At 60.4% G+C, this 22,432-nt stretch carries 21 protein-coding genes and 2 tRNA genes; 9 read left to right on the top strand and 14 right to left on the bottom strand.

Annotated elements, in window-relative coordinates; all coding sequences use genetic code 11:
• Nucleotides 1–30 precede the first annotated feature (30 nt).
• Nucleotides 31–1,149, bottom strand: coding sequence for a TIGR00730 family Rossman fold protein (locus tag J3P76_RS19670; RefSeq protein ID WP_434609888.1), 1,119 nt, complete (start codon nt 1,147–1,149; stop codon nt 31–33).
• A gap of 499 nt (nt 1,150–1,648) precedes the next feature.
• On the opposite strand from J3P76_RS19670, the gene J3P76_RS19665 reads away from it, so the two are divergent.
• The gene (locus tag J3P76_RS19665; RefSeq protein WP_420764285.1) at nt 1,649–1,843 is read left to right on the top strand and encodes a hypothetical protein; all 195 of its coding nucleotides are present in this window, start codon (nt 1,649–1,651) and stop codon (nt 1,841–1,843) included.
• On the opposite strand, the gene J3P76_RS19660 is transcribed toward J3P76_RS19665, so the two are convergent.
• Entirely contained in the window at nt 1,844–2,266 is a 423-nt protein-coding gene (locus J3P76_RS19660; RefSeq protein ID WP_420764286.1) for a quorum-sensing-regulated virulence factor family protein, read from the bottom strand.
• 183 nt (nt 2,267–2,449) lie between these two features.
• Here J3P76_RS19660 and J3P76_RS19655 point away from each other — a divergent pair, with 183 nt between their 5' ends.
• The 3 genes from J3P76_RS19655 to J3P76_RS19645 all read left to right on the top strand — a co-directional run bounded on the left by J3P76_RS19655 (nt 2,450) and on the right by J3P76_RS19645 (nt 4,497).
• Nucleotides 2,450–3,193, top strand: a complete 744-nt coding sequence (locus J3P76_RS19655; RefSeq protein ID WP_434701158.1) for a tRNA-uridine aminocarboxypropyltransferase — start codon at nt 2,450–2,452, stop codon at nt 3,191–3,193.
• Between the two features lie 216 nt (nt 3,194–3,409).
• Nucleotides 3,410–4,063: a response regulator transcription factor ErdR gene (erdR, locus tag J3P76_RS19650; RefSeq protein ID WP_434562592.1), complete on the top strand. Its 654-nt coding sequence runs from the start codon at nt 3,410–3,412 to the stop codon at nt 4,061–4,063.
• Nucleotides 4,064–4,134: 71 nt separating this feature from the next.
• Complete coding sequence (locus J3P76_RS19645; protein WP_420764289.1) at nt 4,135–4,497, top strand: diacylglycerol kinase; 363 nt, start codon at nt 4,135–4,137, stop codon at nt 4,495–4,497.
• Nucleotide 4,498: 1 nt separating this feature from the next.
• Here J3P76_RS19645 and J3P76_RS19640 read toward each other — a convergent pair whose 3' ends face one another.
• The gene (locus J3P76_RS19640; RefSeq protein WP_039594356.1) at nt 4,499–5,425 is read right to left on the bottom strand and encodes a LysR family transcriptional regulator; all 927 of its coding nucleotides are present in this window, start codon (nt 5,423–5,425) and stop codon (nt 4,499–4,501) included.
• A gap of 122 nt (nt 5,426–5,547) precedes the next feature.
• Between J3P76_RS19640 and fpr the strand changes: the two genes are divergently transcribed.
• A complete protein-coding gene (gene fpr, locus J3P76_RS19635) occupies nt 5,548–6,327 on the top strand; it encodes a ferredoxin-NADP reductase (protein ID WP_003198368.1) in 780 nt (259 codons plus the stop codon).
• Nucleotides 6,328–6,534: 207 nt separating this feature from the next.
• Here fpr and tsaA read toward each other — a convergent pair whose 3' ends face one another.
• The 5 genes from tsaA to rimO all read right to left on the bottom strand — a co-directional run bounded on the left by tsaA (nt 6,535) and on the right by rimO (nt 10,763).
• Nucleotides 6,535–7,233 (bottom strand): tRNA (N6-threonylcarbamoyladenosine(37)-N6)-methyltransferase TrmO, encoded by a 699-nt coding sequence (gene tsaA / locus J3P76_RS19630; protein WP_434562596.1) that lies wholly within the window; start codon nt 7,231–7,233, stop codon nt 6,535–6,537.
• Nucleotides 7,234–7,388: 155 nt separating this feature from the next.
• Entirely contained in the window at nt 7,389–7,850 is a 462-nt protein-coding gene (locus tag J3P76_RS19625) for a DUF1456 family protein (RefSeq protein WP_420764291.1), read from the bottom strand.
• Between the two features lie 55 nt (nt 7,851–7,905).
• Nucleotides 7,906–8,616: an rRNA pseudouridine synthase gene (locus tag J3P76_RS19620; protein ID WP_434701157.1), complete on the bottom strand. Its 711-nt coding sequence runs from the start codon at nt 8,614–8,616 to the stop codon at nt 7,906–7,908.
• An 81-nt stretch (nt 8,617–8,697) separates the two neighbouring features.
• Nucleotides 8,698–9,171, bottom strand: coding sequence for a GNAT family N-acetyltransferase (locus J3P76_RS19615; RefSeq protein ID WP_420764451.1), 474 nt, complete (start codon nt 9,169–9,171; stop codon nt 8,698–8,700).
• Between the two features lie 251 nt (nt 9,172–9,422).
• Entirely contained in the window at nt 9,423–10,763 is a 1,341-nt protein-coding gene (rimO, locus tag J3P76_RS19610; RefSeq protein ID WP_434701156.1) for a 30S ribosomal protein S12 methylthiotransferase RimO, read from the bottom strand.
• 334 nt (nt 10,764–11,097) lie between these two features.
• On the opposite strand from rimO, the gene J3P76_RS19605 reads away from it, so the two are divergent.
• From J3P76_RS19605 to J3P76_RS19595, 3 genes are all read left to right on the top strand, one after another.
• On the top strand, nt 11,098–12,939 hold the full coding sequence (locus J3P76_RS19605) for a potassium transporter Kup (protein ID WP_420764452.1): 1,842 nt from the start codon (nt 11,098–11,100) through the stop codon (nt 12,937–12,939).
• 177 nt (nt 12,940–13,116) lie between these two features.
• Nucleotides 13,117–13,407: a type II toxin-antitoxin system Phd/YefM family antitoxin gene (locus J3P76_RS19600; protein WP_434562598.1), complete on the top strand. Its 291-nt coding sequence runs from the start codon at nt 13,117–13,119 to the stop codon at nt 13,405–13,407.
• Nucleotides 13,408–13,418: 11 nt separating this feature from the next.
• Nucleotides 13,419–13,706, top strand: a complete 288-nt coding sequence (locus J3P76_RS19595) for a type II toxin-antitoxin system RelE family toxin (protein ID WP_434562600.1) — start codon at nt 13,419–13,421, stop codon at nt 13,704–13,706.
• Nucleotides 13,707–13,761: 55 nt separating this feature from the next.
• Here J3P76_RS19595 and J3P76_RS19590 read toward each other — a convergent pair whose 3' ends face one another.
• The 4 genes from J3P76_RS19590 to J3P76_RS19575 form a co-directional block, all read right to left on the bottom strand.
• Nucleotides 13,762–15,051, bottom strand: a complete 1,290-nt coding sequence (locus J3P76_RS19590) for a virulence factor family protein (protein WP_434609897.1) — start codon at nt 15,049–15,051, stop codon at nt 13,762–13,764.
• The gene (mprF, locus tag J3P76_RS19585; protein WP_434611528.1) at nt 15,051–17,618 is read right to left on the bottom strand and encodes a bifunctional lysylphosphatidylglycerol flippase/synthetase MprF; all 2,568 of its coding nucleotides are present in this window, start codon (nt 17,616–17,618) and stop codon (nt 15,051–15,053) included. Before mprF ends, J3P76_RS19590 begins: the two co-directional genes overlap by 1 nt.
• A gap of 224 nt (nt 17,619–17,842) precedes the next feature.
• Nucleotides 17,843–17,919: transfer RNA gene (locus tag J3P76_RS19580), tRNA-Met, on the bottom strand.
• A gap of 220 nt (nt 17,920–18,139) precedes the next feature.
• A tRNA-Met gene (locus tag J3P76_RS19575) sits at nt 18,140–18,216 on the bottom strand.
• Nucleotides 18,217–18,494: 278 nt separating this feature from the next.
• Here J3P76_RS19575 and dinB point away from each other — a divergent pair.
• Nucleotides 18,495–19,556 (top strand): DNA polymerase IV, encoded by a 1,062-nt coding sequence (gene dinB, locus J3P76_RS19570; RefSeq protein ID WP_420764295.1) that lies wholly within the window; start codon nt 18,495–18,497, stop codon nt 19,554–19,556.
• Between the two features lie 63 nt (nt 19,557–19,619).
• On the opposite strand, the gene J3P76_RS19565 is transcribed toward dinB, so the two are convergent.
• Both J3P76_RS19565 and J3P76_RS19560 read right to left on the bottom strand, forming a co-directional pair.
• On the bottom strand, nt 19,620–20,573 hold the full coding sequence (locus J3P76_RS19565; RefSeq protein WP_434562606.1) for a hypothetical protein: 954 nt from the start codon (nt 20,571–20,573) through the stop codon (nt 19,620–19,622).
• Between the two features lie 17 nt (nt 20,574–20,590).
• A complete protein-coding gene (locus tag J3P76_RS19560; RefSeq protein WP_420764297.1) occupies nt 20,591–22,306 on the bottom strand; it encodes a proline--tRNA ligase in 1,716 nt (571 codons plus the stop codon).
• Nucleotides 22,307–22,432: the final 126 nt, after the last annotated feature.

Genomic DNA, 22,432 nt, shown 5'->3' with positions numbered 1-22,432 from the left:
ATGTCGATAGCGGGCCGTTTTTTTATGGGCTCACGTTACCTTGATCGGCTCCCAAGTCAGGGGGTGGGCCTTGGCGGTGGGTTGGGCCCAGTTTTCCGGCAGGTTGATGTAGTCCACCAATTCCCTTAAGCGACCGTGGTCACGGGCGTTGAACGTAAATGCCAATCGCGTCAGATGACTGAAGGGCGCTTCCTCGGGTTCTTCGCCGTTGTAAGCGTGCTGATGGAAACAGTCATTCAGGCACAGGTCGGCGAACTCGGCCTGCATTTGTTGCAGTGCTTGTTCACTGAGTTCGTGATTCATGCGGATCACGAACTGATGCTTGAGCCAGCGGCTGGAATGGAAGTTACGGTAGAACTGGTTGATTTCCCCCACAGCGTCCTCGGCGCAGTACACCAGGCGCATCAACTTCATGTCGGTCGGCAGGATGTAGCGGTTTTCCTCCAATTGTTCGCGGATAAAGTCCAGGGCGCTCTGCCAGAACTTGCCTCCGGGCACGTCCAGCAATACCACCGGTACCAATGGGCTTTTGCCCGTCTGCACCAGAGTCAGGACCTCCAATGCTTCGTCAAGAGTGCCGAAACCGCCGGGGCACAGCACCAAGGCATCGGCTTCCTTGACGAAAAAAAGCTTGCGAGTGAAGAAGAAATGGAACGGCAACAGGTTCTGCGTCCCTTCGACGGTCGGGTTCGCATGCTGCTCGAAGGGCAGGGTGATGTTGAATCCCAGGCTGTGCTCGCGGCCCGCGCCTTCATGGGCCGCGGCCATGATCCCGCCGCCTGCGCCGGTGATCACCATCATGTCTGACCGAGCCAGCGCCGCTCCCAGCTCCCGTGCCAAGCCATACAAAGGGTGTTCGATGGGCGTTCGGGCCGAGCCGAAGACCGTAACCTTGCGGCGCCCTTTGAATTGTTCCAGCGTTCGAAACGCATGTTCCAGTTCCCGAAGGGCCTGAAGCGTGATCTTGGCATTCCAGCGGTTGTGATCTTCCTGGGCCATGCGCAGCACGGTCAGGATCATGTCGCGGTAGATGGGGAGGTTGGGGCTGTTGGGCGATACCAGGTTGAGTTGCTCTTCGACCTTGCGGGTGAGGTCGTGGCCATGGCTCTCAAAATGACGGCTGAGCAGGTCATTCGGTTTGTAAGGCATTCAGCTTCTCCTTCTGAACAGGACCCCGGTCCTGACGAGAGATTCATCAGGGCCACGACACTTCCTGTGCCGTTGTGAGTCCGGGCGCGTGCCCGGGCGTAAACCTGGCTCGACGTAATCTGTAGCAAGGCGGCCAAGCCATCCAACGGGTCCTGCTGTTTCCCTTGGATGAAAAACGGTTGAACATCGCTTATTGGCGAGGGCAGCCTCTTTCTGCCCAGTAAAAACGATACGTTGAATCTAGCCTCTGGCGGTGAACTTCGCTGTCCAGATCATGGCGCTCGAATGTGAACGTTTGCAACATTTCCCCGTAGTCCTACGCTCATCGGTCGCTCGCGATGGGTTCAGTATGACCTCGGCCCGTACCGCTCGTCAGCTCACCGGCTGGGTGCGTACCGCTCTGATTTACTCCATTAAAGGCGTGCCAACGTAGTTCGACGTCCAGGGCTGGACGTCCGCGCGATGAAATGCTGCATTGATGGGCAGGGAGGCGGGAGAAATGACCAGGGTAACGCTGGAGCTCGAAGGGCAGTTGTATTTGATGTTGTTGGAAGCGGCTCAAGCCAATCGGGTAAGCCTGGAAGAGGAATGTTGCCGTCGGCTGGAAGGTCGGGAATGGCGCTCACGCTATTTGCAGGCGCTGGTGGCGGAACTGCGCGCCGACGAAGAGCAGCGGCGCGCGCGCGCGGGTTGATTATTTCTTGGTCTTGGCCGGTTTCGGGCAATCCGATTCCTGGAAACGTTCGCTGGCGACCGGACGGTTGGTCTTCACTTCGGTGAACTCGTAGCGCATGGTCGCGCCCTTGGCCATCAGTTTGCGGAACCCTGGATTGGTGCACACCGTGGAGCCCAGCTGGAAATAAACCGCCTTGGGATCCGCGCGCATTTTTTGCGCATGGCTGCTTTGGACGCTGAGATGGTTGATCAGCTCGGTGCCTTCGACGGTGTAGCCCTGGTCAAGAATGTCTTCGTTGATCGCGCGCGGCGTGCCGACACTGCTTTGCTTGGCAACGTTCTGCAGCATCTTGTTCAGTTCGAGTTCTTTCAGCGACGCAGCCTGAGCGCTGATGGACGTCGCCAGCAGAACGGCAACGGTTGGAACGATAAGGCGCAGCATGAAACTCTCCTGGTTCAGTAACTGGTGGTTCGACCGGTCACGTGACTGTGCGTTCAGTGGCGGCGATTATAGGGAAGCCCGGGTAGACGGTACAGGTTTGCGCGCTCTGGTAGACTGCCGGTCTTCATTGCCCTTGCGAGTGTGGTTCGTGTCAAGTTTTCCTGTCTGCGGGCGTTGCCCGCGATGAGCTGTGCTTCCAACGCCGTAGCCCGCTTGCGCGACCAACGCGCCGATGAAGGCATCAAGCCGCTCCAGGCCCGAGGGTGGCGCGCGCCCCGTTGTGGCGCCTGTCGAGTGATCGAGAGCCATTGCTTGTGTGCCTGGCGTCCGAGCGTCGAGACCCGTTCCGGCGTCTGCCTGATCATGACCAATAAGGAAGTCTTCAAGCCGAGCAACACGGGCTGGCTGATCGCCGATGTGGTACGGGATAACCATGCCTTCATCTGGTCGCGCACTGATGTCGATGAGCAACTCCTGGCTTTGTTGAACGATCCACAATGGCAACCGTACCTGGTATTTCCAGGTGAGTATGTCGAACCCTCCCGGGTAACCCACACGGTTGATCTGGCTCGGGGCAAGCGTCCCTTGTTCATCTTGCTGGATGCCACTTGGACGGAAGCGCGCAAGATGTTCCGTAAAAGTCCTTACTTTGACCGGCTGCCCATCTTGAGCCTGCTGCCCGACAGGCTGTCGCGCTATCGCTTGCGGCGCTCCACACGCAGTGAGCACCTGTGCACCGCCGAGGTCGCGGCGCTGTGCCTTGAGCTGGCGGGCGATAGCGACGCGGCGTCGGCCCTGGACGCCTATTTCGATGTGTTCAGCCAGCATTACCTGGGTGCCAAGCGTCAGCAGGAAGTGAACGTGTCGACTCCGGCCCATGCCGAACTGCTGCCCTTTGTCCGCTCGGCTCAGGCGGCGTTGGCCTAATAGTGGCCCATACTGGGTGCAGCGGTGGCCGTGCAGCTTGACCACCCCGGTTTCGCTGGGCATGCTTGGCGCCGACCAGGGTGCGGCCGGAGTTTAAGACGCTGTGATTGGCGTTGAACGTGCCCCTGTGGATAACGCTGAATGGCGTTATCTTGAGTTGCATGGCGAGGCGCGAATGCATCGGGCCTGCCTTAAAAAAACAGGATCATTTGAAAAATGGCCACATACGAAATCCTGATTGCCGATGACCACCCGCTCTTTCGCAGCGCGTTGCATCAGGCGGTGACCCTGGGCCTTGGTTCGGATGTCCGGTTGACGGAGGTGGCCAGCATCGCGGAGCTGGAAGCCCGATTGGCGGAAAAGGCTGATTGGGACCTGGTGCTGCTGGATCTGAACATGCCCGGCGCGTATGGTTTTTCAGGGCTGGTCCTGTTGCGTGGGCAGTATCCGCAGATTCCCGTGGTGATGGTCTCAGCCCAGGAAGAAGCTTCGGTGATGGTCAAGGCCCGCGAATTTGGTGCCAGCGGGTTCATCCCCAAATCCAGCTCCCTCGAAATGATTCAACGGGCGGTTAAGGCCGTCCTCAGCGGTGATGTATCCTGGCCGCCGCAGGCGTTCGAGGCGGTGAGCGTGTCCGACGAGGCCAAGGCGGCCAGCGAAGGGCTCGCGAGCCTGACGCCCCAGCAGTTCAGAGTGCTGACCATGGTTTGTGAAGGTCTGTTGAACAAGCAGATCGCTTACGAACTGAATGTGTCAGAGGCCACCATCAAGGCTCATGTTACGGCGATCTTTCGTAAATTGAATGTGCGCACCCGGACCCAGGCTGCCTTGTTGTTGCAACAACTTGAGTCAATTTCGCCGCAGTCGTAGCGCCTGAATTCACGCTTTTTTGACTGCAATTACAGTAGCTTCTCCACTCCTATCGATCAGTTGCCCACTCTATGTCTCCTTTCAAAGGCCAAACCGGCCTGAAACGCATCCTCAATGCCTCCGGCTATTCCCTGGACGGGCTGCGTGCAGCTTTCGTCGGCGAAGCGGCGTTCCGTCAACTGGTCCTGCTTAACGTCATCCTGATTCCGTTGTCGTTTTTCCTGAACGTGAGTCGCGTGGAGCAGGCGCTGTTGATAGCGGTGTGCCTGCTGGCCTTGATCGTGGAGTTGCTCAACTCGGCGGTAGAGGCGGCAATCGACCGTATTTCCCTTGAGCTGCACCCCTTGTCGAAAAACGCCAAGGACATGGGCAGCGCGGCCCAACTTGTCGCCCTGACGATGATTGCCCTGGTCTGGGGCCTGGTGCTGCTCTGATTCAAGCGATGGCAGGCAGGACGATCTCGTCGCTGCGCTGGACCCCAGCGGTGAAGGCCCGGCAGAGGTCGAGGAATTCACGCATGGCTGAGGTCTGGTACTTCTGTTTGTGCCAGATGAAATAAAACTGCCGCGCCAGGTCCATGTCCGGGGTTTCCACGGCCACGAGGCTGCCGCGACGGAAAGCATCACGTAAGGCCAGGCGCGAAATGCAGCCAATGCCCAGGCCCGATTCCACTGCTCGCTTGATCGCTTCGGTGTGTTCCAATTCCAGGCGAATGTTCAGCGCGCTGCGGTGGTGGCGCATGGCCTGATCGAAGGTCAGCCGCGTACCTGAACCCTGCTCCCGCAAAATCCACGCTTCATGGGTCAATTCCTCCATGGTCGCCTGACCACGCTTGGCCAGTGGATGCTGGGGCGCGCAGAACACCACCAATTCATCCTCGACCCAGCTCTGCACCTCAATGTCCGGATGGCTGCAATCGCCTTCGATTAGACCCAGATCAATTTCGTAATGGGCGACCTGGTGCACGATATTGGCAGTGTTTTGCACGTGCAGCTTCACCTGGCTTTCCGGATGGCGCTGCATGAATCCGCCGATCAGCAGCGTCGCCAGGTAATTGCCGATGGTCAGCGTGGCCCCGACCGCCAGCGAACCGAAGCCGGACTTGCCGTTGAGTAGGTCTTCGATCTCTTTGGCCTGGTCCAGCAATGCCACGGCCTGGGGCAGCAATTGCTTACCCAAGGCGTTGAGGCTCAGGCGCTTGCCGGCGCGGTCGAACAGTTGGCAGCTGGATTGACGCTCCAATTCAGTGATGGAAGTGCTGGCGGCCGACTGCGACAGATTGAGCAAGCCCGCGGCACGGGACACGCTTTCCTGCTGGGCGACAGCGACGAAGACTTGAAGTTGCCGTAGAGTAAATCGCATATCGATATAACCGATAACCCTTATCTTAATAATCCATTTAACAGATATTGTCGCCGCCATTAGAATGCGATGCAATTGCGCAGATTACCGGCGCAGGCATCATTTCCAGGAGTCCCCCGTACATGAGCAACATGAACCACGAGCGTGTCCTCAGTGTTCATCACTGGAACGACACTCTGTTCAGCTTCAAGTGCACCCGCGATCCGGGCCTGCGCTTCGAGAACGGTCAGTTCGTGATGATCGGCCTGCAGCAGCCCAACGGCCGCCCGCTTATGCGCGCTTACTCGATTGCCAGCCCGAACTGGGAAGAGCATCTGGAATTCTTCAGCATCAAGGTCCCTGATGGTCCGCTGACTTCCCAGTTGCAGCACTTGAAGGAAGGCGACGAGATCATCATCAGCAAGAAGCCCACCGGCACGCTGGTGCTGGACGACCTCAAGCCTGGCAAGCATTTGTACCTGCTCAGCACCGGTACTGGCCTGGCGCCTTTCATGAGCGTCATCCAGGATCCGGAAACCTACGAGCGTTTCGAAAAAGTGATCCTGTGCCACGGCGTGCGTTACGTCAATGAAGTCGCCTATCGCGAATTCATCACCGAGCACCTGCCACAGAACGAGTTCTTCGGTGAAGCGCTACGCGAAAAGCTGATCTACTACCCCACCGTGACCCGCGAGCCGTTCGAGAACGAAGGTCGCCTGACCGACCTGATGCGCAGCGGCAAGTTGTTCCGCGACATCGGCCTGCCGCCGATCAACCCGCAAGACGACCGCGCGATGCTGTGCGGCAGCCCAAGCATGCTCGACGAAACCAGCGAAGTGCTCAACAGCTTCGGCCTGACCGTTTCGCCGCGTATGCGCGAGCCGGGTGATTACCTGATCGAGCGCGCGTTTGTAGAGAAGTAAGCTTCGGCGTTTGCGGTGGCTGACCGACCGCCATCGCGAGCAGGCTCGCTCCCACACTGGATATGTATGACCACAACTTTGGTGGTCGCTGCAAATCAGTTGTGGGAGCGAGCTTGCTCGCGATGGCAGCGACTTGGTCCAACTGACAGACCATAAAAAGCCCGCGCCGTCTGATGAAGGCCGCGCGGGCTTTTTCGTGTCCGGGTTTTATCCAGCCGTAGGAACGACTTCCAACACCCGAATCACCCCCGGCTCCGGGTAATGCCAGCGCACGTCCAGATCCCAGAACCGCGCACCGTATTCCCGTTCAGCTGTAGGAACCTGATACGCCGGACGTGGGTCTTGGGCCAGGCATTGTTCGATCAGCTCCACCAAGGGCTCTTCGAGGCGCCTTGCGTGGTCGCGTGCCTGAAGCAGGGCAGAGTCCGCCCATTGCACTGGAATCAACTCAGGCGCGGCGCTGGCGATCCTGTTGGAGGCCAAGTCGATGATGTCCGCGTAGGGGACGTAGGGCTTGATATCGAGCACGGGTGTGCCGTCCAACAGGTCGATGCCCGAGATCCACAGTCGAGCGGCCTCCACCCGTTCCAGCTTTACCACCGACTGGCCGATGCCGTTGGGGCGATGGGTGGCTCGGGTGGCGAAGACGCCCATGGATTTATTGCCACCCAGGCGCGGCGGCCGTACTTTCAATCGTGGCTTGTCTTCCAGGGCTTGATGGAACAGGAACAGCAACCAGACATGGCTGACCTGCTCCAGACCCTGCACGGCCTCGCCCTGGTCGAATGGCGCCACCAGCTCCAACACACCGCGCGCGGCCGGGGCCAGTTGTGGTTGGCGCGGAATGGCGAACTTCTCCTTGAAGCAGGAGCGTACGAAGCCGATGGGGGAGACGTTGTAGGTCATGGGCTGGGATCAAGGCAGGGTTGAAAGGGCATCATAGCGCGGGCGGCTGGTCTTGCCGTTTATGGCGGGGGCTTTTGTGGCGAGGGAGCAAGCTCCCTCGCCACAAAAGCTCTGCCACCATCAGCAGCGCTTCAAGAAATGACAGCCCTTCGGCATTAGCCGCGAACGCGCAGCGTCAGGCCCTTGAGGAAGTTGCGCAGCAGCTGGTCGCCACACGGCCGGTAGTTGGTATGGCCGAACTTGCGGAACAATGCGCTCAGTTCCGGCTTGGACACCGGGAAGTCGGCGGCCTTGAGGATGGCGTGCATGTCGTCTTCCTTCAGCTCGAAGGCCACCCGCAGCTTTTTCAGGATGATGTTGTTGGTGACCGGCACTTCGATCGGCTGCGGCGGACGGCTTTCGTCCTTGCCGCGCTTGAAGATCACCAGCCCGTCGAGGAAATGCGCCATGACCAGGTCGGGGCAGAACACAAAGCCTTCTTCTTCATCTTTCTTGAGGTAGCCGGCCAAATCTTCCAGGGAGATTTCCAAGCCGCCCAGCTTGATGATCTCGACGACTTTCTTGTCGCTGATGTCGAGCATGTAGCGCACGCTGCGCAGTACGTCGTTGTGAATCATGTGTGCAATCCTGATGAAGGCAGTGGGCGCCCCGGTTCGGTGCGGCGCCGGAAAATTAGAATTTCTCTTTGGCGGACAGGTAGCGCCATTGGCCCAACGGCACCTTGCCGATCGACACGCCGCCTATGCGGATGCGGCGGATGGCAACGACCTTGAGCCCGACGGCCTGGCAAAACAGCGCGATAACGCCCGGTTGCGGGTTCTTCATGGCGAAGCGCAGGCGGTTCTCGTTCTGCCAGCTGGCCTTGACCGCCGGCAATTCCTTGCCTTTGTAGGTCAGGCCGTGGTTCAAGCGATTGAGACCGTGGGCGACCATCTCGCCCTCGACTTCCGCCACATACTCCTGCTCGATCTTGGCCGCGTCGGCGGTGAGCTTGCGCAGGATCTTCCAGTCCTGGGTGAATACCAAAAGGCCGCTGGCGCCAGCCTGCAAATCGGCGCTGGCGGTCAGGCGCAGGAAGTGGCCCTTGAGCGGGCGCTTGCCGAAGCGATGTTCTTCGCTCAAGGTCTGTGGCCCCAGGGTTGCCATTGCCGCGTCGACATCCATGCCAGCCGGGACGTTCAGCAGGAGGGTCACAGGCTCTGGCGCGGTGGCCTTGGCTTGGGGGTCGAGTTCGACCTTTTGGGTGGTGACCTTGAACTGCGGTTCATCGATGACTTCGCCGTCCACGGTGACCCAGCCGCCCTCGATGAACAGCTCAGCCTCCCGACGGGAACAGCCGACGAGTTCGATGAGACGCTTGGAGAGACGAATCGGGTCAGTCATGACGGGGCCGTAACAAAAAGGGGTGGGCATTGTACCTGTCTGGCGCCGGTTAATCGCGGGTCCATTTGCCTCATGCCGTTTTTAGCCGCGCCCCGCTTTCAGATCGGGCTGCTTGTAGCGCATATGCAGCAGCGGGTAGGGCTGGTCCATGCCATCCTTTGCCGAGCGACCGATAACTTCGAACCCTTGCTTGAGATAAAAGCCAAGGGCTTGCGGGTTCTGTTCGTTGACGTCCAGTTCATCGGCGTTCAGGTGTTCAATGGCATAGCGCAGCAGTTGTTTGCCCAGGCCTTGGCCGCGATGCTCGGGGTCGATGAAGAGCATTTCGATCTTGCCAGCCGCGACCCCGGCGAACCCTGTGATGCGCTGGCGTGAATCACGGGTGCAGATGAGCATCACCGCGTCCAGGTAACGGGTGAGCACCAGGTTTCTGAGCAGTTCGATATAACTGTCGGGCAGGAAATCATGGGTGGCCCGTACCGATGCCTCCCAGACCCGGGTCAGTTCCTGATAATCGCTCGGTTTCGGTGTGTGGATGACCGAATGCTGGCGCATGTCCGCCTGTTCCTTGTGGTGGAGTTTTCTTGTCTGCATACGATAGCCGTAAAAAAGCCCTGCTTCTTGTTACAGAGCAGGGCTTCAGAAAGTTTTTTTTAGAGGCGGCGAGTGGCTGGCAAACAACCTGTGGCGAGGGAGCTTGCTCCCGCTCGATTGCGTAGCAATCGCAAGGATAGGGCTACTTCGTAGCCCAGCGGGAGCAAGCTCCCTCGCCACAAAAGCCTATTCGGCTTGAGTCCAGGCCTGGATCAACCGATCTGCTCAGCCCACAAGTCATACTCGTCGGCGTCGGTGACCTTGCACCAGACCTTGTCGCCCGGCTTGAGATTGCTGCCGTTGTCGATGAACACGTTGCCGTCGATTTCCGGAGCATCGAAGAAGCAGCGGCCGACGGCACCTTGTTCGTTGACTTCGTCCACCAGCACTTCGATCTCACGGCCGATGCGCATTTGCAGGCGCGCCGAGCTGATGGCCTGCTGGTGCGCCATGAAGCGCTCCCAACGGTCCTGCTTGACGTCATCCGGCACCACGTCCAGGTTCAGGTCGTTGGCCGGTGCGCCTTCGACGGGCGAGTACTGGAAGCAGCCGACGCGGTCGAGCTGGGCTTCGGTCAGCCAGTCCAGCAGGTACTGGAAGTCTTCTTCGGTTTCCCCCGGGAAGCCGACGATGAAGGTCGAGCGGATGATCAGCTCGGGGCAGATTTCACGCCAGTTCTTGATGCGCGCTAGGGTCTTGTCTTCGAAAGCCGGGCGTTTCATGGCCTTGAGAACTTTCGGGCTGGCGTGCTGGAACGGGATGTCCAGGTACGGCAGGATCTTGCCGGCGGCCATCAGCGGGATCAGCTCGTCGACGTGCGGGTACGGGTAGACGTAATGCAGGCGGACCCAGACACCGAGGGTGCTGAGGGCTTCGCACAGTTCGGTCATGCGGGTTTTCACCGGCGCGCCGTTCCAGAAGCCGGTGCGGTACTTGACGTCGACGCCGTAGGCGCTGGTGTCCTGGGAAATCACCAGCAATTCCTTGACGCCGGCCTTGACCAGGCGCTGGGCTTCGTCGAGCACGTCACCCACCGGACGGCTCACCAGTTTGCCGCGCATCGAGGGGATGATGCAGAAGCTGCAGCTGTGGTTGCAGCCTTCGGAAATCTTCAGGTAGGCGTAGTGACGCGGGGTCAGCTTGATGCCTTGTGGCGGCACCAGGTCGATCAGCGGATTGTGGTCCTGGCGCGGCGGCACGACTTCATGCACGGCGTTGACCACTTGTTCGTACTGCTGCGGCCCGGTCACGGACAGCACGCTCGGGTGCACGTCGCGGATATTGCCTTCTTCCACGCCCATGCAGCCTGTCACGATGACCTTGCCGTTTTCCTTGATGGCTTCGCCGATCACTTCAAGGGATTCGGCCTTGGCCGAGTCGATGAAGCCACAGGTGTTGACCACCACCACGTCGGCGTCCTGGTAGGTGGACACAACGTCATAACCTTCCATGCGCAGCTGGGTCAGGATGCGCTCGGAGTCGACCAGCGCTTTCGGGCAACCCAGGGATACGAAGCCAACCTTGGGATTGGCTGGCGCGGTAGTGGTGGACATGTCTAACCTCGGTGTAGGGGGATCGTCTCTTGCGGAGACAGGGCGCCTGACGCGCCTCTGATCAAAAAGTGCGCAATTCTATCCGTGGTCGCCGCACTTGACCAGCTTTATACCGGGAAATACGACGAGTGCTGCGCTATGCTTCGCGCCTTTGCCTTCTGGCGAACGCTGCAGTCAACAGAACATCTGTAACAAAGCGTAAAACCGCCCATGCTGCGTCACAAGAGCGTACGGCTTCTTTCAAGAAGGCAGGTCTGGAAATCAGGAGTGTTGGATGGGTCATGCAGGTAGTCAGGCGGCGGGCGCCGAGCATTCGGCGGCCAAACCGCTGAGCATGCTGGTCGCGGCGGTCGGGGTGGTTTATGGCGACATTGGCACGAGCCCGCTGTACACCCTTAAAGAAGTGTTTTCCGGTGGTTATGGCGTGCCCGTCAACCATGACGGGGTGCTGGGGATCCTGTCGCTGATTTTCTGGTCTCTCATCTGGGTCGTGTCCATCAAGTACATGATGTTCGTCCTTCGCGCGGACAACCAGGGCGAAGGCGGAATCATGGCCTTGACTGCCCTGGCGCGGCGCGCGGCGGCCGGCAGGGCGCGGCTGCGTACGTTGTTGGTGATCTGCGGTTTGATCGGTGCGGCGCTGTTCTATGGCGACAGCATGATCACCCCGGCGATCTCGGTATTGTCGGCGGTCGAAGGCCTGGGCCTCGCATTCGAAGGCATCGATCACTGGGTGGTGCCGCTATCGGTGGTGGTGCTGGTGGCGTTGTTCCTGATCCAGCGCCACGGCACCGCGCGCATTGGCATCCTCTTTGGTCCGATCATGGTGACCTGGTTCCTCGTCCTCGGCGCCTTGGGCGTGTATGGCATCAGCCAGCACCCGGAAGTATTGAACGCAGTGAACCCGGCCTGGGCCGTGCGTTTCTTTGTCGTCCACCCGGGCATGGGCGTAGCGATCCTTGGCGCGGTGGTGCTGGCGCTGACCGGGGCCGAAGCGCTGTACGCCGACATGGGCCACTTCGGCCGTAAACCCATCGCCCGTGCCTGGTTCATCCTCGTGCTGCCGGGCCTGATGCTCAACTATTTCGGCCAGGGCGCCTTGCTGCTCGGTGATCCTGAAGCGGCGCGCAACCCGTTCTATCTGCTGGCGCCGAGCTGGGCATTGCTGCCCTTGGTGGGCCTGGCGACGCTGGCGACGGTGATTGCCTCGCAAGCGGTGATCTCCGGCGCGTTCTCCCTGACGCGCCAGGCAATCCAGCTCGGCTACATCCCGCGCATGTACATCCAGCACACCTCCAGCGCCGAACAGGGCCAGATCTACATCGGCGCGGTGAACTGGTCTTTGATGGTCGGCGTGGTCTTGCTGGTGCTGGGCTTCGAGTCGTCCGGAGCGCTGGCATCGGCCTACGGCGTGGCGGTGACCGGTACGATGTTGATGACCACGATCCTGGTCTCCGCCGTGATCCTGTTGCTATGGAAATGGCCGCCGCTGCTGGCGGTGCCGGTGCTGTTCGGTTTCTTGCTGGTAGATGGGCTGTACTTCGCCGCCAACGTGCCGAAAATCATCCAGGGCGGCGCATTCCCGGTCATAGCCGGCATCGCCTTGTTCGTATTGATGACCACCTGGAAACGCGGCAAGCAGCTGTTGGTGGAGCGGCTGGACGAAGGGGCGTTGCCGCTGCCGGTCTTCATCAGCAGCATCCGCGTGCAGCCGCCGCACCGGGTCCAGGGCACGGCGGTGTTCCTGACGGCGCGCTCGGATGCGGTGCCCCATGCGCTATTGCACAATCTGCTGCACAACCAGGTGCTGCATGAGCAGGTGGTGTTGCTGACAGTGGTCTACGAAGACATTCCCCGCGTGCCGCCACAACGGCGTTTCGAGGTCGATGCCTATGGCGAGGGCTTCTTCCGGGTGATCCTGCATTTCGGTTTTACCGACGAGCCGGACGTGCCCGAGGCGCTCAAGCTCTGTCATTTGGACGACCTGGATTTCAGTCCGATGCGCACCACCTACTTTCTCAGTCGCGAGACTGTTATCGCCTCCAAGCTGGAGGGCATGGCGCGTTGGCGTGAGTCGTTGTTTGCTTTCATGTTGAAAAATGCCAACGGCAACCTGCGCTTTTTCAATCTGCCGTTGAATCGGGTGATTGAATTGGGGACGCAGGTGGAGATGTAGCACCGGGAAACAAAAAGCCCCCATTGCCTTGCGGCGGTGGGGGCTTTTTTGTGGGAGCCTCTTGGGCATTTGGTCGGTTGGTCTTTCCTTACCTTGATTTGCGTCTAATATGACGTAATATTTTACAGTTAAAGATGTGTTTTAAAGTATGCGGAATCAGGTGGAAGGAGGTGGGGTATGGCAGCACTACTGGAGCGGGCGGATCAAGCGATATCCGTTACGGCAATGGTCAGGGGGTTCAGCGCGAAGCTCAAGGAAGTATCGAGTCGTGCAACCGAAAGGCTGGTGATCTTCAAGGACAATGAACCCGCAGCGGTGATCATCAACGTCGACGCTTATCAGGAAATGCTCGATGAGCTGGAAAATCTTCGCGTCGAGGCGACGGCTCGTGAACGCTTGATCAATTTCGATCGGGCCAAGGCCGTCAGTCATGAGGATATGCGGGCGCGGTATGCCAAAAACGACTGAAGGGGCGGTGAATGGCTTGGAACGTTGTTTACCATCCGGAGGTTCAAGACGATCTGGATCAGTTGGGTGCTGCGGCTGCGAACCGTATCCTTGATGTCATCGAAGAGCGGATCATCAATGGCGAGCCGGACAAGATCGGCAAGCCGCTCAGAGCCAGCCTGGCCGGGTGCCGAAGGATCCGAACGGGTGATACCCGCATTGTTTACAGGGTCGACGGAAAAGCGATTCAGGTGCTGATAGTCGCCGTTGGCGCGCGGCGAGATAAAGAAGTATACGACGCGGCAGAACGTCGCCGTTAACAAAAGCCCCCAAGTGCCTTGCGGCGGTGGGGGCTTTTGTCTGGCTTGCCCCCGCTTACTGCACGGCAGGCTTGGTTTGGCGCTTGTCGATCTCGCCGATCAGGCGCTTGGCCAGGGCCGGGTAGTTTTCATCGAAGTGGTGGCCGCCCGGCAACTTGATGACTTCGCCCACGGCAGTCTTGTCGGTGCAGCCGCTTTCGTTGGCCTCTTCGGCGCCGTAGATGCACACCACTTTTTCGGCGGGCAGCTTGGCCATCTCCGGGCCGGTGGCGGCTTCGGTGCCGGCGTTGCCGAGCCAGCCCTCGACTTCGATTTCGAAGCTGCCGGTGCGAGCGAAGGCGAGCAGGATGATTGCATCGACCCGCTGTTGCTCTGTCGCCGGTAGACGGTTGTAGATCGCCGGCAGCACATCGGCGCCGAAGGAGTAGCCGGTCAGGATGAAGCGCTTGGTGCCCCAGATCTGGCGGTAGTGCTGCATCAGCTCGGTCAGGTCGGCGGCGCTCTGTTCGGGGCTCTTGTGCTGCCAGTAGTAACGCAGGGTGTCGATGCCGACGACCGGGTAGCCGACCTTGGCCATTTCATCGGCCACGTCGCGGTCCAGGTCACGCCAGCCACCGTCGCCAGAGAGAAACAGCGTCACGGTATCCCGGGCCTGGCTGGCGGGCACCTCCACCACCGGGATGCTCAGGCCGCCCTTGCCCTTTTCGGCACCTACCAGGATCTTGCGCAGTTCATTGTTCAGCACTTGCGGCAGGTTGATGTCGTAGTCGCTGATGCTGGTTTCGGCATTGTGTTGATCACGAACGAACCCGGCGCTGGTGTCGTCGGGGTTATCGTTCCAGGCGACCAGCCAGTGACCGTGTGCGGCGCTCTTGGGCAGCAGGTGCGTGCAGCCCGGTTTTTCCAGGGCCAGGTCCACCGAGACGGCCCGGGCATTGTCGTCCTTCTGCTCGGCCAACCAGCGCCAGGCCAGCACGGCGCCGGGGCCGATGCCGCTGACCAGCGTGGCCGGGCCGTGGAGTTGTCTCAGGCCGGCCTGTAGAGCACGGCCTTGCAACATGCAGTCCTTGGGCAGGATCACTTGGACGATCTGTGCCGAGCCGCTGCGGCTGAGGGTCGTCAACTGGGTGTCGCTGAGCTTTTGGTCCTCATTCACGGCCACCAGCACCTGGGCGCGGGGCTTGGTGCCGGGGATGATGCGCGTCATTGGCACGCCGTCGGCGGGTTCCAGTTGTTCCAGGGTCGGTTGCGGGGCAGGGCGGTTCCAATACCAGTAGCCGCCACCGAGAATCACAGCCAGCACCAGCAGGGCGGCCACTACGTATCGCCACGAGCGTTGCATCATCAGCGTTTCACCAATCCAGTCAGGCCGCCTGCAATCAGGGCGGCGGTATCAGCCAGTGCAACCAACGGATCGAGTCCGGCGGGCACGGCCATGTAACGAGGTTCCCAGTCAGGCTGGAATTTGTCTTTGAAGCGGCGCAGCCCCTGGAAATTGTAAAGCTGCTCGCCACGGCGAAACACCATCGACCCCAGGCGCTGGGTCAGCGGTGCGCCGCGACGCGGCTGCAAGCCCGACAAAGGGACCATGCCGAGACTGAAGCGAGCGTAGCCATGGTTTTTGTAATGCTGAATCAGGCCGACCATCATGAATTCCATGGTCAGCTTCGGCGCCTCGGGGTGGGCGCGCATCAGGTCGAGGCTGGCCAATTCGTGGTTGTGGGTTTCCAGCAGGTTGGCGAATGCCACCGGCCGGCCTTCGAAACGAATCACCGCGATGCGGAAATGCTTGAGGTAGTCATCGCTGAATCGTCCGAGGGAGAAGCCTTTTTCCCGGACGTTCTTGCCGGTCAGCCAGGCGTCGGAGATGACTTTCAGTTCCTCCATGGGCGCCTGGCCCGGCTCGTGGATTTCCAGCGACAGGCCATCGCGGGTGCCGCGATTCCAGGTGTAGCGCAGGTCCTTCATCTCTTTGCCCTTGGCTTCGAGATCGAAACGTTTGAGGTCGACTCGCGCCTCTTCGCCCAGCTTGATCGCGGTCAGGCCGATGTCCATGTAGTAAGGCAGGTTCTCGGCGCGTACCTGGTAGAACACTGGCCGGGCGTGATAGATGTCGCACAGGTCACGGAACTGCCAGATCATTTCCGCCCGTTGCTGGGTCGGCCCGATCGGGTCGTACAGCGCGACAAGGCTGCGGCCGCGACGGGCGTACATCAAAAATGCCTCGTCGTTGGGGTGAAACAGCAGCGCCTTGTCGCCGGTCAGGGCCAAGCCGCCGTCGGGTTGAGACGACGCCATGAGAATGGTCTTGGCGCGTTCCAGCTCTTGTGCCGTAGGCAAGTGAATCACCGGCCGCGCGGTGCGCAGCAACCAGGTCAGCGACACCACCACCAGCAGCACCGCGGCACCGAGCAATGAGCGCAGGCCGCGGGGAGCGTCGGCATCCAGGGTGAATTGCCACCACAGTTGATGACTGTAGGGCACGTCCTGATAGGCGAACAGCAACAGCCAGATCGACGCCCCCAGGACGCACAGGCTAGCGATCAAGAACAATGGCGAAAACGGCAACTCGGTCAGGCGACTCGGCCTGTAGAACGAACGCCGGAAGATCGACAGCAGGGCAGCAGTCAAGGTCAGCAGCGTGGCTTCTTCCCAATCAAAGCCCTTGAGCAGCGAGAGCAGGGCACCCACCAGCAATAACACGGTGGTGAGCATCCAGGCGGCGGACAGGCGACGGCGCAAGCCTTGGGCCAGCAACAGGCACAGCACGCCAATCAGGCTGGCGCCAAAGTGCGAGGCATCCACCAGTCGGTGAGGAATCAGAAAGCCGATGTGCTCCAGGCGGGTGTCGATTTCGGGTGTCACCCCGGAAAACAGCAGCACCACGCCCGACAAAAACACCAGCACGGCCAGGATCGGTGCCGCGAAACCTGACGCCGCCCGCAAGGACTGGCGTGTCTGGAAGAGTCGTTGCGCCTCATTGATCAGCAGCAGCACGCACGCTACCAGCATCGGCAGCAGCACGTAGATCAAGCGATACAGCAGCAAGGCGGCGGCCAGCGGCGCGGCACCCAGCTTGTCGGCAAACGCGGCCAGCAGGATCGCCTCGAACACCCCGACCCCGCCCGGCACGTGGCTGAGTACACCGGCGGCCAGCGCGAGCAAGTACACCAACAGGAATGGACCGAACGGGGGCGCCTCGGGCAGCAACAGATAGAGCACCGTCGCGGCAGCTGCGACGTCCAGCGCGGTAATCACCAATTGCAGGAGCGTCAGGCGTCGGCCGGGCAGCCGCAAGGTCCGGCGACCGGCCCTGACCAGCAGGCTGTCGCGGTAGGGTTGGTCCGGCAGGCGACGGCGATAGATACCCACCGCCAGCACGCCAGTCAGCAGCAGCACCGCGACGGCGATCGATCCCAGCAACGTGGCTGGAAGATGCAAGGCGGCGGATGCCGCAGGCAGATTGCTCAGTGTCGCCAGGGCGGCCAAGGGCGGCAGGGCGCAGCCCAGCGACAGGCTGGCGAACAACGTCATATGGGCGACATCCGTCGCTCCCAGGCCATGGCGAGCATACAGGCGATAACGAACCGAGCCGCCCGACAGCAGCGACAGGCCGATGGCGTTGCCAATGGCGAAAGCGCTGAAGCCCCCTAGCACCAGGGTTTGCGGCGGCAGCTTCACCCCCGCGTAGCGGGTGGCGGACCACTCATAGCCCAGCAGAATGACAAAACCGGCCACGGTCGCGGCGATCGCGCCGAGCAGCGCCGGCCTCGGCACCTCGAGGATCGAGTCGTGAAGGGCGTAAAGGTCGAGCTCGCTCAACAGATGGCGGCAGGCGATCAAGGCAATTGCAAACAGGAGCAGCGTGACAGCGAGGCCGATCGGTTGCCGGTACTGGCTGATCCGCTCCATCCAGCGCAATCGCTCGGCCTTGATCGGTTGTGTCGCAGAAACAGTGTCTTGTGGGTCAGACGAGTGGGCGCGCATCAATCACCTCTTGAGCTATGCGCGACAGGATGGGGGTATCCAGCCAAGTTACCAATCCCTGCGGTGGAAAATATTACAAAATATTTGTCATGGAGTTTTTTCGACACGCACAAAAAAGGCCACTCTTTCGAGTAGCCTTTCTTGATGTTTGGTTGCGGGAGCCGGATTTGAACCGACGACCTTCGGGTTATGAGCCCGACGAGCTACCAGACTGCTCCATCCCGCGTCTGTGTGGCGGCATTCTACAGGCGAACGCCAGAGTGTCAACCGTTAATAAGGGGCTGGGTGAAATAAACGACGAGTTCACCTAAATACACGAAAACAAAAGAAAATTGTCCTACAACCATCAGCAAGGGCTTAGGTTGATAGAAGCGCCATGGGGCGCAGGCGCATAAATCAGGCGTGCACAAAAAAGGCCACTCTTTCGAGTAGCCTTTCTTGATGTTTGGTTGCGGGAGCCGGATTTGAACCGACGACCTTCGGGTTATGAGCCCGACGAGCTACCAGGCTGCTCCATCCCGCGTCTGTGAGGCGGCATTCTACAGAAGATCGACGGGCTGTCAACCCTTGCTTAGGAAAAACATGTTCCGCTTCAAGCGGTTAGCCCAGGGGCAGGGCTAGGTTTCGCGCTGTGACGCAAGCCGGGCAAGGGCTGGCGCCCTATTGGCGGGCTCTGGGTGATTGAGGAAATCCATGTAGGAATTTTCAAGGTTCAACGAAGGATCTTTCAAAGCACTGGTGCTATATACAGGTTCGAATGAGATACTGGCGCCCCGAATCAATCCGTGTGCCGCTTCTCTCATGACGCAACGCAAAATCATCCACGTCGACTGCGACTGCTTCTATGCCGCTATCGAGATGCGTGATGATCCGCAGCTGGCCGGCAAGCCATTGGCGGTCGGCGGCTCGGCGGACCGGCGCGGCGTAATCGCGACCTGCAACTATGAGGCCCGAGCCTATGGCGTGCGCTCTGCCATGTCTTCCGGCCATGCGCTGAAGCTCTGCCCTGACCTGACCATCGTCAAGCCGAGGATGGACGCCTACCGAGAGGCGTCGAAGGAAATCCACACGATCTTCAGCGATTACACCGATCTGATCGAGCCGCTGTCCCTCGACGAGGCTTACCTGGATGTCTCCGCCAGCGCGCATTTTGGCGGCAGCGCCACGCGTATTGCCCAAGACATTCGCCGGCGTGTCTCCAATCAGCTGCACATCACCGTGTCCGCTGGCGTTGCGCCGAACAAGTTTCTCGCCAAGATCGCCAGTGATTGGAAGAAGCCCAATGGCTTGTTTGTCATCACCCCCGACCAAGTGGAAGATTTCGTCTCGGCATTACCGGTGAATAAACTCCACGGTGTTGGCAAGGTCACCGCCGACAAGTTGAACAGGCTCGGGATCACCGATTGTTCACAGTTGCGTCAGTGGGACAAGCTCGCCCTGGTGCGTGAATTCGGCAGTTTTGGCGAGCGCCTCTGGAGCCTTGCCCGTGGGATCGATGAGCGTCTGGTGCACAACGACAGCCGTCGTCAGTCCATCAGCGTGGAAAACACCTACGACGTTGATCTGCCCGATCTGAAAAGCTGCCTGGATAAGTTGCCGGAGCTGATGGAAACCCTCAGCGGGCGCATGGCGCGGATCGACAGCAGTTACCGCCCGGGCAAGCCATTCGTCAAAGTCAAATTCCATGATTTCACCCAGACCACCCTGGAGCAGTCCGGGGCCGGGCGGGATCTGGGCAGTTACCAGCTTTTGTTGACCCAGGCCTTCAACCGTGGCGGCAAGCCGGTGCGGTTGTTGGGGATCGGGGTACGGTTGGAGGATTTGCGGGGAGGGTATGAACAGTTGGAGCTGTTTGATCGGTAAGCGCTCGTTGTGGTGAGGGATAATCCCCTCACCACAGGGGAAACATCCCTCGTTCAGCCAGGTTCAACTCGCCCCTGGGTCCGCCACCAACCGTCCGCCATCCTTGGTCAACGCCTTCAGGAACTCGGTCTGCAGTTCCGGATCGTTGCGGGTCAGTTCGATCAGGCTTTGCTCCAGCTCACTGGCTTCTTCTTCAAGGCCCAGTTCCGACAGGCGTTTGACCCGGTGAACCCACTGGCTCACTTCGTCATCTTCCAGGTCGTCGTAGATCAATGCGTGGGCTTCGACCAATTTGCTGCGCAGGGTGCTGCTGATGCTCAGCGACGAGTCGGTATGCACCTCGTCCTGGGCATCCGTCACGCTGATCTGCAATTTGCCGAACTGGCTCAGGTCATGTTCGGCGAACGGGCTTTCCAGCAGGTTCAAGCGCAGCACCCCGTTGCGGTCGGTGCTCATCTCGAATGTCTGGCGGGCGGCCTTCACCTGTACCGGGCGTTCGCTCCAGGGCAGGCTCGAGTGTTCGGTGCGCTTGTCGCGCTGGATTTCGTCGATACCGGCCAGGTTTTGTTGCGCTCGACCGTTGGACGGGACGTTCATGAATGGGTTCAGGCCGGCGAAACCGTAGCTGATCCAGTCACGGGTCGCGGTGTCAGGCAAGGTGCCCAGGGCGAACACATTGACCACGTTCGCGCCGACACCGGCCACCACCGCCACCGCGCCCAGCGGGATCTCATAGACCTCGCGCCATGGCTGGTAGGGCGTGTAGCGATCGTAGTGCCGGGTGACTTCGAATTCAGTGACCTCGAAAGTTTTTTGCTCGTTGATCCGAACCCGACGCTGCGGTAAGTCGAGCACCTTGGGCTCGCCCACATCGATCTGCAGACTATGGTCGAGCAGCTTGCGCTCGATCCGTTCTTCGTGCTCGTTGCGTTGCGACATCTGGTTGGCGCAGCCGCTGACCAGCAGGGCGCCGCACAGTGCGGCGCCCCCGAGGCCTAAGGTGTTTCGCTTGAACATGACGTCTCTATCTGGTCTCAGCGGCGGATACGAGCCTGGAGGAAGGACAGCACTTCGGCGACCGGTAGCGCTTGCGGCTCGGCCTCGGTGCGGCTCTTGTATTCCAGGTTGCCTTCGGCCAGGCCGCGATCACTGACTACGATCCGGTGCGGGATACCGATCAGTTCCATGTCGGCGAACTTGATACCGGGGCTGGTTTTCTTGTCGCGGTCGTCCAGCAGCACCTCGAAGCCAGCGGCCGTCAATTCGGCGTAGAGCTTGTCGGTCGCTTCGCGAACCTGTTCGGTTTCATAGCGCAGCGGCACCAGCGCGACCTGGAAGGGCGCCAGTGTGTCGCTCCAGATGATCCCGTTCTCGTCGTTGTTCTGCTCGATGGCAGCGGCCACCACGCGGGATACACCGATGCCGTAGCAGCCCATCTGCAGGGTGACTGGCTTGCCGTTGTCGCCCAGCACCTCGCATTTCATCGCCTTGCTGTACTTGTCACCCAGCTGGAAGATGTGTCCGACTTCGATACCGCGCTTGATTTCCAGAGTGCCCTTGCCGTCCGGGCTTGGATCGCCGGCCACCACGTTGCGCAGGTCCGCGACGGCTGGAACCGGCAGGTCGCGCTCCCAGTTCACGCCGAAATAATGCTTGTCGTCGATGTTGGCGCCGATGGCGAAATCGCTCATTAGCTCCACCGAGCGATCGATGATGATCGGCAGCGGCAGGTTCAGCGGGCCGAGGGAGCCGGCGCCGGCGCCGATGGCGTCGCGCAGCTCGGCGTCGGTGGCCATGACCAATGGGCTTGCGACGCCAGGCTGGTTGGCCGCCTTGATTTCATTGAGCTCGTGATCGCCGCGGACGATCAGGGCGATCAGCTTGCCTTCTTCTTCCGCGCGCACGATCAGGGTCTTGATGGTGCGTTCGATCGGCAGGTTGTAGCCTTCCACCAACTGGGCGATGGTCTTGGTGTTGGGTGTATCCACCAGGCGCAATTCTTCGGTCGGCGCGGCGCGGGACGTTTCCCGTGGGACGGCTTCGGCTTTCTCGATGTTCGCGGCGTAGTCGGAGCCGTTGCTGAAGACGATGTCGTCTTCGCCGGACTCGGCCAGTACGTGGAATTCGTGGGAGCCGGCACCGCCAATGGAGCCGTTGTCGGCTTCAACCGGGCGGTATTTCAGGCCCAGGCGGGTGAACACGTTGCAGTACGCCTGGTGCATGCGGTCGTAAGTAACCTGCAGCGACGCCAGGTCGGCGTGGAACGAGTAGGCGTCCTTCATGATGAACTCGCGACCGCGCATCAGGCCGAAGCGCGGACGGATCTCGTCACGGAACTTGGTCTGGATCTGATACAGGTTGATGGGCAGCTGCTTGTAGCTGCTCAACTCGTTGCGCATCAGGTCGGTGATCACTTCTTCGTGGGTCGGGCCTGCGCAGAAGTCGCGACCGTGACGGTCCTTGATGCGCAGCAGCTCGGGGCCGTACTCCTCCCAGCGTCCCGACTCCTGCCACAGCTCGGCCGGTTGGGTGCTCGGCATCAACACTTCCAGAGAGCCGGCGGCGTCCATTTCTTCACGGACGATGGCTTCGACCTTGCGCATGACCCGCAGGCCCATCGGCAGCCAGGTGTACAGGCCGGAGGCGAGTTTGCGGATCATGCCGGCACGCAGCATCAGCTGGTGGCTGATCACGACGGCGTCGGAAGGCGTTTCTTTCTGTGTGGCGAGCAAAAATTGACTGGTGCGCATGGTTGGCCGTTGTCGGTTGCTGATGACGAGAAGTGACGCAGCATTGTACGGGCGAGATGCCCTGGCGTACAGGCGCGTGGCCTGTTGCCGGATCCAGGCGCCGCTTTCTTCGGCGCCTGCTGAGCT

Origin of the sequence: Pseudomonas sp. D1-36 (genome assembly GCF_051132205.1) — a bacterium.
Classification (GTDB): Bacteria; Pseudomonadota; Gammaproteobacteria; order Pseudomonadales; family Pseudomonadaceae; genus Aquipseudomonas.
The sequence above is the reverse complement of the archived record's forward strand: the minus strand, read 5'-3'. Positions and strand labels throughout refer to the sequence as shown.

Coding starts and splice junctions, on each gene's coding strand:
- J3P76_RS19565 (WP_434562606.1), bottom strand. CDS start 20,573: ATGTTCAAGCGAAACACCTTAGGCCTCGGGGGCGCCGCACTGTGCGGC.
- J3P76_RS19560 (WP_420764297.1), bottom strand. CDS start 22,306: ATGCGCACCAGTCAATTTTTGCTCGCCACACAGAAAGAAACGCCTTCC.
- fpr (WP_003198368.1), top strand. CDS start 5,548: ATGAGCAACATGAACCACGAGCGTGTCCTCAGTGTTCATCACTGGAAC.
- rimO (WP_434701156.1), bottom strand. CDS start 10,763: ATGTCCACCACTACCGCGCCAGCCAATCCCAAGGTTGGCTTCGTATCC.
- J3P76_RS19640 (WP_039594356.1), bottom strand. CDS start 5,425: ATGCGATTTACTCTACGGCAACTTCAAGTCTTCGTCGCTGTCGCCCAG.
- J3P76_RS19645 (WP_420764289.1), top strand. CDS start 4,135: ATGTCTCCTTTCAAAGGCCAAACCGGCCTGAAACGCATCCTCAATGCC.
- tsaA (WP_434562596.1), bottom strand. CDS start 7,233: ATGACCTACAACGTCTCCCCCATCGGCTTCGTACGCTCCTGCTTCAAG.
- J3P76_RS19595 (WP_434562600.1), top strand. CDS start 13,419: ATGGCTTGGAACGTTGTTTACCATCCGGAGGTTCAAGACGATCTGGAT.
- J3P76_RS19605 (WP_420764452.1), top strand. CDS start 11,098: ATGCTGGTCGCGGCGGTCGGGGTGGTTTATGGCGACATTGGCACGAGC.
- J3P76_RS19590 (WP_434609897.1), bottom strand. CDS start 15,051: ATGATGCAACGCTCGTGGCGATACGTAGTGGCCGCCCTGCTGGTGCTG.
- J3P76_RS19660 (WP_420764286.1), bottom strand. CDS start 2,266: ATGCTGCGCCTTATCGTTCCAACCGTTGCCGTTCTGCTGGCGACGTCC.
- J3P76_RS19625 (WP_420764291.1), bottom strand. CDS start 7,850: ATGATTCACAACGACGTACTGCGCAGCGTGCGCTACATGCTCGACATC.
- J3P76_RS19655 (WP_434701158.1), top strand. CDS start 2,450: ATGAGCTGTGCTTCCAACGCCGTAGCCCGCTTGCGCGACCAACGCGCC.
- J3P76_RS19620 (WP_434701157.1), bottom strand. CDS start 8,616: ATGACTGACCCGATTCGTCTCTCCAAGCGTCTCATCGAACTCGTCGGC.
- J3P76_RS19615 (WP_420764451.1), bottom strand. CDS start 9,171: ATGCGCCAGCATTCGGTCATCCACACACCGAAACCGAGCGATTATCAG.
- dinB (WP_420764295.1), top strand. CDS start 18,495: ATGACGCAACGCAAAATCATCCACGTCGACTGCGACTGCTTCTATGCC.
- mprF (WP_434611528.1), bottom strand. CDS start 17,618: ATGGAGCGGATCAGCCAGTACCGGCAACCGATCGGCCTCGCTGTCACG.
- J3P76_RS19600 (WP_434562598.1), top strand. CDS start 13,117: ATGGCAGCACTACTGGAGCGGGCGGATCAAGCGATATCCGTTACGGCA.
- J3P76_RS19665 (WP_420764285.1), top strand. CDS start 1,649: ATGACCAGGGTAACGCTGGAGCTCGAAGGGCAGTTGTATTTGATGTTG.
- J3P76_RS19670 (WP_434609888.1), bottom strand. CDS start 1,149: ATGCCTTACAAACCGAATGACCTGCTCAGCCGTCATTTTGAGAGCCAT.
- erdR (WP_434562592.1), top strand. CDS start 3,410: ATGGCCACATACGAAATCCTGATTGCCGATGACCACCCGCTCTTTCGC.